Consider the following 10066-nt stretch of genomic DNA (forward strand, 5'->3'; position numbering starts at 1 on the left):
CGAGGGCTACCATGCACGCTTGCCGTCGCTGCCTTGCCAATGCCCGGGAGTCGCCCCATGCCGAACCACCCCACCCTTGCCCCGCCGACATGGCTGCGGCAAGCCGCCCTTCTTGCCGCCCTGCTGCTCTGCGCACTGGCGGCGCGGGCGCAGCCGGCACCGCAGGTTGTCGATATCCCGACCCGCCCGGGCGTGACACAGCGCTTCCTCTTCCTCGCTCCCGCACAGCCCAGGGCCGCCGTGATTCTCTACGCGGGCGGCCATGGCGGCCTGCATATCTACCCCAACGGCAGCTTTGCCTGGGGTGCCGGCAATTTCCTCGTGCGCGCGCGCCAGCTCTTCGTCGACAACGGGCTCGCGGTCGCGGTCATCGACGCACCGAGCGACCACCTGTCGTGGCCCTTCCTGAGCGGCTTCCGCCTGTCCCCCGAACACGCCGAAGACACCAGGGCCGTGATCGCGTGGATGCGCAGCCATACCGGCCTGCCGGTATGGCTGGTCGGCACCAGCCGCGGCACCCAGTCGGTGGCCGCCACCGCCATCCGGCTGGCGGACGGCGGCGGCCCCGACGGCATCGTGCTGACCTCGACCATCCTGCGCGATGACCGCGGCCGGCCGGTGCCCGCGATGGACCTCGACAGGCTGAAGGTGCCCGTGCTCGTCATCCATCACGAACACGATGACTGCAAGCAGTGCCCGTTCGGCGAAGTGCAGGGGCTGATGGACAAGCTGGTCAAGACGCCCGAGGCCGGCGTGATCAAATTCGACGGTGGCAACAACGTCGGGGACCCCTGCGAAGCCATGGCATACCACGGCTTCAACGGCATCGAACCGCAGGTGGTGCAAGCGATTGCGCGGTGGATGGCGCAGCGGTAGGGGCAAGGCTGTTGCTGCTGCACGGACGCCCTCGCATCGCCCGGGATGACGTGGAAGGCAGGTCTCACAAACGGGGCGGCTACAGCTTGGCCTCGGCCGGCAGCTCCGCGCCGCATCATGACATTGCCGTGACAACCGCCGTGTCATGTCCGTGAGAAACACCTTGGATATGAAAGTGCCGGTGCTAGGATAAGCAAGTGACCGTCTCGGCGGGCGACACCGCCGAGGCGTTGCCCGCGCTGTCCGCCTGCATGCCTGGGAGGTAAAGAAATGACTGGGATCCTGTTCGGGCGGAGTCCATGGCGCCACGCCACGCTCGCCTGCCTGCTGGCAGGCTGCGCGCTGGCGGCGCGCGCGGGGGATATCACCGGTGCCGGCTCGACCTTTGTCTACCCTTTGCTGGTGAAATGGGCGGCCACGTACTACACCAAGACCGGCCAGCAGGTGAACTACGAACCCATCGGTTCGGGCAATGGCATCAGGCAGATCAAGGCCGCCGCGGTCACGTTCGGTACGTCCGACATGCCGCTCAAGCCGGACGAACTGGAAGCCGCCGGGCTTGTCCAGTTTCCGCTGGTGGTCGGCGGCGTGGTGCCCGTGGTCAACCTCGATGGCGTGGCAGCCGGACAGGTCCACCTGACGGGCCAGTTGCTGGCCGATATCTATCTGGGCAAGATCGTCAACTGGGACGATCCCGCCATTGCCGCGGTCAACCCCGGCATTCGTTTCCCCGATCGGAAAATCGTGGTCGTGCACCGCAGCGACAGTTCCGGGACGACCTTCAACTGGGCCGACTACCTGTCCAAGGTCAGCGGCGAGTGGAAGGGCCGCGTCGGCGCCGGCACCACCGTCAAATGGCCCGTCGGGGTCGGGGCCAGCGGCAACGATGGCATTGCGATCTATATCAAGAACGTCAAGGGTGCGATTGGCTACGTCGAGCTGACTTACGCGCTGCAGCGCAAGTTGCCCTATACGGCGGTACGCAATAGGGACGGCGCGTTTGTCGAGCCGTCACGAGAAAGCTTCAGCGCGGCCGTGTCAGCCGCGGACTGGAATCAGCATCCGGATTTCTACCAGGTCATCACCGATGCGCCCGGCATGCAGGCATGGCCCATCACCGGCGCGGTGTTCGTGATCATGCCAAAGGCACCGAAGAACGCGTCGGATGCAAAGAGCGCGCTTGCGTTCTTCCGCTGGGCATTGAATGACGGGCAGGCCGATGCGGCCGCCGAGCATTACGTGTCCCTGCCCTCGGGGTTGGTCAAACAGATCGAAGCGTACTGGGGCGAGAGCATCAAGTAGGAACAGGCGCGGGCCGGTGAAGCCCGCCGGCAAGGGCAGCGGTTCGCCCGGACACGCAGACCGATGCGCCGCTCAGTGCTCCAGCTTTCCGGCCTGCGAACTCCAGTCGATGTGGTCGGACAGATAGTGCCGGTAGGCGTACTCGACTTCCGCGTCCGCGTCCTCGTGTGCCTCAAGCGGATTGTCCCTGCACCTGGGGCAATCGTGCCTTGCGGCTGGATGCGCCTGCGCATCGGCCGACAAGGTCACAAAGCCGCGATACCTTCCCCATGGCAACTCTTCTACGGAAGTGACGATATACAGATCGCCGCGCTGATACGTTGCCATGGCTGCACTCCTGCGTACTGGACGGGGATAATCATTCTAGCAGCGGCTCCTGCGTTCTCAAGCCGATCTTCATCGCTGGATGACGCACGTCAACCTGCCCCGGATTGATCGCCGCTTCCCTGCCCTTTCAGGCACACTCCCACGGTGCACATGCCGCTGGCAACGCGATCGCGCTGTCGCGGCAGCCTCTGCATTCCTATACTGTCCTGTGTTTCAAGCCATGCCCGGCTACCGTGGACACCATGCAATCAGGCTGACTGAACGGTGGGAAAACCGTGCGCCGCACGGCATGCCCGACGCCACACGAGCGGACGCAGATATGAAAACGGAATCGCAGTCCGAATTGATCGCAAGGATCGCGGAGGCGTTGCAGGTCCCGCTGGAAGAGGTGGAGCAAGCCTACTCCATCGCCTGGCAGGAGCTCCAGAACGAAGCCAAGGTCCACGATTACCTGGCGCTGTTTGCTGCCAGACGCGTCGCGGAGGTGTTCCGCAAACGCAAGCCCGGCTAGACAATCCTGCCTCCCGTTTTTATATAAATGCTGAGAACATGCAAAAAAGCAGTTGATGTAACATCACCCGACGCGTGTGCCCAAGGAGAAGGAATGTCGATAGGTCGGGTATTGCTGATTGCCGCGATGACTGCGCAACTGCTTTCGGGATGCGCTGGTGGCGGCAGCGCGAACGCCATTCAAGCGACGGAACCGAAGCGCCTGCACGCCAAGGCCAGTGTCAGCGACCTCGTGCTCTGCCTGAAAAACCGGCTAGGGGAAGACGCCAACGTGATTGCGTTTCCAGAGCCGGGAAGGGTCGATATCCGGGTTGGGCGTGCCCGGGATCCCGACAACCGGTATTTCCACCTGATCAGTCTGCGCCGGTCACAGGACGGCACCGACATCGAGATCCGAAGCTCCGGGGAGTGGCATCCCCTGATGAGCGCCGGCCGGATAAGCGGCATGGTGGAAGACTGCGCACCGGGAACGGCACGCTGAGCCGAACCGCCTCCCCACGGATGCCCCGGCTATCAAGCGCGGGCACATCGCCCGCGCGCTGTCACTGCTGCATCATGCGCAGAAGGTGCTCCTGCAGTCGCGATAATTCGAGCGCGACGCGATCCGGAAAACCCTGGCGCCCGCCCCGCCTGTCGATCAGCAGGTCGCCCAGATAAGCCGATAGCGCAGCCGGATCGCCCGACAGCGCGGCCAGCTGGTTGCCGATGCGCGGATAGGCGCGGCACAGCGCCAGAGGCCGCACCTCGGGTGGCAGCATAGCCAGCCATTTGAGCGCGGCGACCGAGATGGACTGCGCCTCGGGGGATGACGGGCGCCGCATGCCGGCCCAGTCGGGCACGTCTTTCGCGGGCACGATGCCATCGAGAATCTGCTTCGCTTCCTCGACGGTGACAAACTCGAATGAGAGGGGTTCCATGCCAAGCTCCGGATCATATCGGCGGGGGTGCCATACTGCGCCGCCACCCATTCTATCGGTTACGGCCGCTTTGGTTTTTTCTTGATATGCGGATCAGGGCGGCTGCCCTGCCACCCGCTGCCGCTGCAGTGCCGGCGGACTCCGGACGGCATGCGCAGAACACCCGGATACGGGTTTATGCCAGCTTTCCACCGCCCGCGCGATGCGGTCTACTGAAGGTGCGTTGAGACGTGGCTGGATCTTGGACCGGCACTTCCATGCAGGCCATTGCTGTCCAGTCGTGTATTCCTACCTAAGGAGACAACACCATGGTGACCAAGCAGGACGATGCCTTCATTTTGAAGAACCTTCTCGCGCTGGCTGCAGTGGAAGCGCTCGGCGGCGCGATTGCGCTAGGGTTCGCCTTCAACCTCCTCACCTGACCGGCCGGACACCGGAGGTCTGTCACTCCCAGGGTATTGAAGCTCCCCGGCACCGGTTTCATATTCACCAGTGCCGGGGAGCTTTGTTGTTTGAGGCTCGCGGCCACGCGGCGAGGCTTGCGCCTGCGAGACGTCCGGCACATTGGCCGACGCGCCCTGCCAACGGGAATTCAACGCATTCAGGATTCGGTACGCCAGCTGAACCCGAGGCGCATCCGGATGGCTCCTGTCAGCCAGCATTGCAAACCCCGGCTCATTCCCAGACGCATGCCTGCAGCCACCGTATGGCGGGATGCTCGCCAGGCAATACCGACCTCGCCACCTCATCCATCAGGCGCAGGCCCGTGTTGCTGTTGGTGAGCAGGACAACTGCCAACTGTTCGGCCTGGCTGCCCATGACGAATGCGCGTATGCCGGACATCTTCCCCCATTGGAAGAAAGTGCCCCGCTCCACTTCGATGCCCCATCCAAGCCCCCAGCCGATGCCGTCTTCCGTCGCGGCGGGACGGCTCCCGAGATACTCGGCGGCCCCCCTTGGCACGCTGGCAGCGGGTGTCAGCCATTCCCGGCAGGTTGCCTCCTTCAGCCTGTCGCCCTGAAGTACTGCCCGGGCAAAGATGCCGTAGTCGAAAGCCGTGGTCTGAAGCGAATACGAAGCCTGCGCCTTCGGCGGATGATGTTTGCCGAGCCGCTCCATGCCTTCATGCGGGCCGGCGCAGTTGTCGCCGAAATGCGCCTGCCATTCGAAACTCGAGGAGCGCATGCCGAGCGGTTCGAACACAAGCCGCCGCATGGTTTTTTCCAGGGGCTCGCCTGTGATCGATTCAAGCGCGGATTGAAGATAGCCGAATCCGACACTGGAACAGCTGAACCATGCCCCCGGCCGGAAATACATCCGCAAGGGGTCCTGGCCGCGCAGGTTGGGAAGACCGGATGTGTGCGTCAGCACATGGCGGGCCGTGATGGCTGCCGCTGAAGCGTCGTCCGGCACAATGGCCGGGGCAAATCCGGACAGCGGCGCATCGAGGTCCAGCACGCCGGCATCCACCAGCTGAAGCACCCCGTAGGCCACCATCGGCTTGCTGAGAGAAGCCACATCGAACACGGTCCGCGTGTTGACCGCATCGCTGCCGGCGGCGTCCTTGACGCCACCGGCGGCCACCTCCACCGCGCCCTTGCGAACGACCGATAGCGAGACGCCGGGCACCTTGGCCGCTTGCATCAGGGAAAGAACCCGCTCGTCCAGCGTTGTCTCAATGGGCTTCATTGCCTGCTCCTTTGTGCTTTTCCGGATGGGTGGATCCGGCCGGACTTCGCTCTTTTGTCTTGTCGGACGCGCACATTCTAAAGTCAACTAAAAAGTGCCCCAAGCGTCATAACAAACAATCCATCCAGATGGTATTATCCGCGGATGTCCGATGCCCACCGCCGAAAAAAGCAGCCCGATGTGCTGCGCCCGCAGCTTCTCCAATCCGCTTCGCAGCTCGCCATCGAAGAAGGACTGGCCTCCGTCACCCTGGACGCCGTTGCCTCGCGCGCCGGTGTCAGCAAGGGCGGACTGCAACATCATTTCCCCAACAAGCAAGCACTGCTGGACGCCCTGTTCGCCGAAGCCGTAGCCGCCTTCAATGCCGATATCGCAGCCGCCAGCGCCGCGGACGCCGACGCCGACGCACACGCGAATGCGGACGACAAAGGCCGCGCTGCCCGCGCCTATATCCAGGCCACGGTGCAGGAGCCAAAGAAGGAAGGCCCCGCCAGCTATCTGCACCTGCTGCTGGCGGTGATGCTGACCGACGCCGATGCCCGCGAGCGCTGGAGCGCGCAGATCGCCGAAATCACGCGGCCCGATCCGCTGCCCGAAGCGCAAGCCGCCCGGCTGATGATCTGCCGCCTGGCCGCCGACGGCTTGTGGATTGCCCAGTTGCTGGGTTACCAGTCGATGGGTCCTTCCCTCAAGGCCGAGGTGCTGCGCCAGCTCGACCAGATGACGCGGGGTCTCGATCAATGAGCGCCCGGCCGATTCCCCACGCACAGCAAGCGCAGCACGGCGCCGGCCTGGACACAGCCATCGGCGCCGCGCGCGAGGCGCTCCTACGGCAGCAGCATCCCGACGGCCACTGGTGCTTCGAACTGGAGTCCGATGCCACCATCACCGCCGAGTACATCCTGATGATGCACTTCGCCGACGAGATCGACGCCGGGCTGCAAGCCGCCATGGCGGTCTATCTCCGCGCCATCCAGCGGCGTGACAGACACGGCGGATGGGACCAGTACCACGGCGGCGCGCTCGACATCTCGTGCAGCGTCAAGGCCTACTTCGCGCTGAAGGCGGCGGGCGACGACCCGCAGGCCCCGCACATGGCGCAGGCGCGCGAGGCGATCCTGGCCGCGGGCGGCGCGGCCAAGGCCAATGTCTTTACCCGCATCCTGCTGGCCACTTTCGAGCAAGTGCCCTGGCGCGCCACGCCCTACATTCCGGTCGAGCTGATCCTGTTCCCGCGCTGGATGCCCGTGCACCTGGACAAGATGGCCTATTGGGCGCGCTCCACGCTGGTGCCGCTGACGGTGCTGTGCTCGCTGCGGGCAAAGGCCGCCAATCCGCACAAGGTTGGCATCCGCGAACTGTTCGTCACGCCACCGGAACAGGAGCGCCATTATTTCTCGCGCCAGGGCCTGCTGCGCAAAGCCTTCCTGGTGGCCGACAGGATCGCGCGCGGCGTCGCGCCGTTGATCCCCGCCGCCATCCAGCGGCGCGCCGTCGACCGCGCGCAAGCCTGGTGCGCCGAGCGCATGAACGGCGAGGACGGGCTGGGCGGCATCTTCCCGCCCATGGTGTACTGGTACGAGATGATGGTGCTGCTCGGCGTCTCCAAGACGCACCCGATGCGCGCCACCTGCCTGACCGCCATCCAGAAGCTGGTGGTACGCCGGCCCGATGGCTCGGCCTATTGCCAGCCCTGCCTGTCGCCGGTATGGGACACCGCCTGGAGCGTGATGGCCCTGCAGCATGCCGGCACCGACGCGCGCACCCAGGACGCGGTGCAACGCGCCTACGACTGGCTGGCGCCGCTGCAGGTGCGCGACGTGCGCGGCGACTGGGGCAAGCACCTGCCTCCCTCGGTCCGGCCGGGCGGCTGGGCATTCCAGTACGCCAACCCGCACTACCCCGATATCGACGACACCGCCGTGGTGGCCGCCATGCTGGCGGTGCGCGCACGCCGCAGCGGCCAGCCGGAGCGCTATCGCACCGAGGTCGCAAGCGCGGTGCAGTGGATGCTTGGCCTGCAATCCCGCAATGGCGGTTTCGCTGCCTTCGATGCCAATTGCGATCGCGAGTACCTGAACGCCATCCCCTTCGCCGATCACGGCGCATTGCTGGATCCGCCGACCGAGGACGTATCGGGCCGCGTGCTGCTGTGCCTCGGCCTGAGCGGATACCGCAACGAACGCGCGGCCATCGAGCGCTGCGTGGACTACCTGCGCCGCACCCAGCGCGCCGACGGCGCCTGGTGGGGCCGCTGGGGCTCCAACTACATCTACGGCACCTGGAGCGTGCTGGCCGGCCTGGCGCTGGTCGGCGAGGATGTGAACCAGCCCTATATCCGCAAGGCGATCGACTGGCTGCTCGGCTGCCAGCACGCCGACGGCGGCTGGGGCGAGACCAACGACAGCTACTTCGACCCGACGCTGGCCGGCACCAACAATGGCGACAGCACGCCTAACTGCACCGCATGGGCGCTGCTGGCACTGTTCGCCGTGGGCCAGGCCGATACGCCTGCGGTGCGCAAGGGCATCGCCTTCCTGCTCGGCGACCAGAACGAAGACGGCCTGTGGTGGCATCCGTCGCATAACGCGCCGGGATTTCCCCGCATCTATTACCTGAAGTACCACGGCTATACCGCGTACTTTCCGCTGTGGGCACTGACGCGCTATCGTCAGCTAAACCGGCTGCACCAACCGCAGCAGCCGGCGATAGAGACTAGATTTTTTAGTGATGTGATTCAGGTCTGCAGGGCCTAAAGGCGGTGTGGTGTCAGGTTCATGGGCACATGGGGGTATTTGGTTTTCAGTAGGATCTCTTGCGTTTGTAGGGACCTGATTCAGGTCTGCAGGGCCTAAAGGCGGAGTGGTGTCGGGCTCTTGGGCACATGGAGGTGTCACTTTTCTTTACTCGTAAAGAAAAGTAACCAAAAGAAGGTGTACTGGTACGAGATGATGGTGCTGCTCGGCGTCTCCAAGACGCACCCGATGCGCGCCACCTGCCTGACCGCCATCCAGAAGCTGGTGGTACGCCGGCCCGATGGCTCGGCCTATTGCCAGCCCTGCCTGTCGCCGGTATGGGACACCGCCTGGAGCGTGATGGCCCTGCAGCATGCCGGCACCGACGCGCGCACCCAGGACGCGGTGCAACGCGCCTACGACTGGCTGGCGCCGCTGCAGGTGCGCGACGTGCGCGGCGACTGGGGCAAGCACCTGCCTCCCTCGGTCCGGCCGGGCGGCTGGGCATTCCAGTACGCCAACCCGCACTACCCCGATATCGACGACACCGCCGTGGTGGCCGCCATGCTGGCGGTGCGCGCACGCCGCAGCGGCCAGCCGGAGCGCTATCGCACCGAGGTCGCAAGCGCGGTGCAGTGGATGCTTGGCCTGCAATCCCGCAATGGCGGTTTCGCTGCCTTCGATGCCAATTGCGATCGCGAGTACCTGAACGCCATCCCCTTCGCCGATCACGGCGCATTGCTGGATCCGCCGACCGAGGACGTATCGGGCCGCGTGCTGCTGTGCCTCGGCCTGAGCGGATACCGCAACGAACGCGCGGCCATCGAGCGCTGCGTGGACTACCTGCGCCGCACCCAGCGCGCCGACGGCGCCTGGTGGGGCCGCTGGGGCTCCAACTACATCTACGGCACCTGGAGCGTGCTGGCCGGCCTGGCGCTGGTCGGCGAGGATGTGAACCAGCCCTATATCCGCAAGGCGATCGACTGGCTGCTCGGCTGCCAGCACGCCGACGGCGGCTGGGGCGAGACCAACGACAGCTACTTCGACCCGACGCTGGCCGGCACCAACAATGGCGACAGCACGCCTAACTGCACCGCATGGGCGCTGCTGGCACTGTTCGCCGTGGGCCAGGCCGATACGCCTGCGGTGCGCAAGGGCATCGCCTTCCTGCTCGGCGACCAGAACGAAGACGGCCTGTGGTGGCATCCGTCGCATAACGCGCCGGGATTTCCCCGCATCTATTACCTGAAGTACCACGGCTATACCGCGTACTTTCCGCTGTGGGCACTGACGCGCTATCGTCAGCTAAACCGGCTGCACCAACCGCAGCAGCCGGCGATAGAGACTAGATTTTTTAGTGATGTGATTCAGGTCTGCAGGGCCTAAAGGCGGTGTGGTGTCAGGTTCATGGGCACATGGGGGTATTTGGTTTTCAGTAGGATCTCTTGCGTTTGTAGGGACCTGATTCAGGTCTGCAGGGCCTAAAGGCGGAGTGGTGTCGGGCTCTTGGGCACATGGAGGTGTCACTTTTCTTTACTCGTAAAGAAAAGTAACCAAAAGAAAGCGACCCCTTGCAGGGGGGCGGGCTTGTCGGGCTTGCCGGCTTTGCGGATTCGTGGTGGGCGCGTCAGTTCTGCCTGACTGCTGACGCTACCGGCGCGAACGGCATTGCCAATGCGGATGGCACTGGTTTCAGTGTAGCGCCCCTGA

At 64.8% G+C, this 10066-nt stretch carries 10 protein-coding genes and 1 pseudogene; 7 read left to right on the forward strand and 4 right to left on the reverse strand.

What is annotated here, in order from left to right:
• Positions 1-57 precede the first annotated feature (57 nt).
• Both AC3FOF_RS36060 and pstS read left to right on the forward strand, forming a co-directional pair.
• A complete protein-coding gene (locus AC3FOF_RS36060; RefSeq protein WP_488729337.1) occupies positions 58-876 on the forward strand; it encodes an alpha/beta hydrolase in 819 nt (272 codons plus the stop codon).
• A gap of 270 nt (positions 877-1146) precedes the next feature.
• The gene (gene pstS / locus AC3FOF_RS36065) at positions 1147-2178 is read left to right on the forward strand and encodes a phosphate ABC transporter substrate-binding protein PstS (RefSeq protein WP_276268568.1); all 1032 of its coding nucleotides are present in this window, start codon (positions 1147-1149) and stop codon (positions 2176-2178) included.
• Between the two features lie 72 nt (positions 2179-2250).
• Here pstS and AC3FOF_RS36070 read toward each other — a convergent pair whose 3' ends face one another.
• Complete coding sequence (locus AC3FOF_RS36070; RefSeq protein WP_017228714.1) at positions 2251-2505, reverse strand: hypothetical protein; 255 nt, start codon at positions 2503-2505, stop codon at positions 2251-2253.
• Between the two features lie 319 nt (positions 2506-2824).
• Between AC3FOF_RS36070 and AC3FOF_RS36075 the strand changes: the two genes are divergently transcribed.
• Entirely contained in the window at positions 2825-3016 is a 192-nt protein-coding gene (locus AC3FOF_RS36075; RefSeq protein WP_017228715.1) for a DUF3562 domain-containing protein, read from the forward strand.
• Positions 3017-3109: 93 nt separating this feature from the next.
• A complete protein-coding gene (locus AC3FOF_RS36080; protein ID WP_488729338.1) occupies positions 3110-3496 on the forward strand; it encodes a hypothetical protein in 387 nt (128 codons plus the stop codon).
• A gap of 61 nt (positions 3497-3557) precedes the next feature.
• Here AC3FOF_RS36080 and AC3FOF_RS36085 read toward each other — a convergent pair whose 3' ends face one another.
• Positions 3558-3932 (reverse strand): hypothetical protein, encoded by a 375-nt coding sequence (locus AC3FOF_RS36085; RefSeq protein WP_488729339.1) that lies wholly within the window; start codon positions 3930-3932, stop codon positions 3558-3560.
• A 675-nt stretch (positions 3933-4607) separates the two neighbouring features.
• A complete protein-coding gene (locus AC3FOF_RS36090) occupies positions 4608-5621 on the reverse strand; it encodes a serine hydrolase domain-containing protein (RefSeq protein WP_488729340.1) in 1014 nt (337 codons plus the stop codon).
• A gap of 144 nt (positions 5622-5765) precedes the next feature.
• On the opposite strand from AC3FOF_RS36090, the gene AC3FOF_RS36095 reads away from it, so the two are divergent.
• From AC3FOF_RS36095 to AC3FOF_RS36105, 3 genes and pseudogenes are all read left to right on the forward strand, one after another.
• Positions 5766-6365, forward strand: a complete 600-nt coding sequence (locus AC3FOF_RS36095) for a TetR/AcrR family transcriptional regulator (protein ID WP_488729341.1) — start codon at positions 5766-5768, stop codon at positions 6363-6365.
• On the forward strand, positions 6362-8377 hold the full coding sequence (gene shc / locus AC3FOF_RS36100; protein WP_488729342.1) for a squalene--hopene cyclase: 2016 nt from the start codon (positions 6362-6364) through the stop codon (positions 8375-8377). Before AC3FOF_RS36095 ends, shc begins: the two co-directional genes overlap by 4 nt.
• A gap of 177 nt (positions 8378-8554) precedes the next feature.
• Positions 8555-9742: pseudogene (locus AC3FOF_RS36105) on the forward strand (prenyltransferase/squalene oxidase repeat-containing protein); the annotation flags it as partial.
• 137 nt (positions 9743-9879) lie between these two features.
• Here the strand turns inward: AC3FOF_RS36105 and AC3FOF_RS36110 are convergent.
• Positions 9880-10066 (reverse strand): hypothetical protein (locus AC3FOF_RS36110; protein ID WP_488729343.1); only part of this gene is annotated, 187 nt, incomplete at its 5' end.

The sequence above is a fragment of the Cupriavidus sp. 96C5-1 genome, assembly GCF_057798855.1.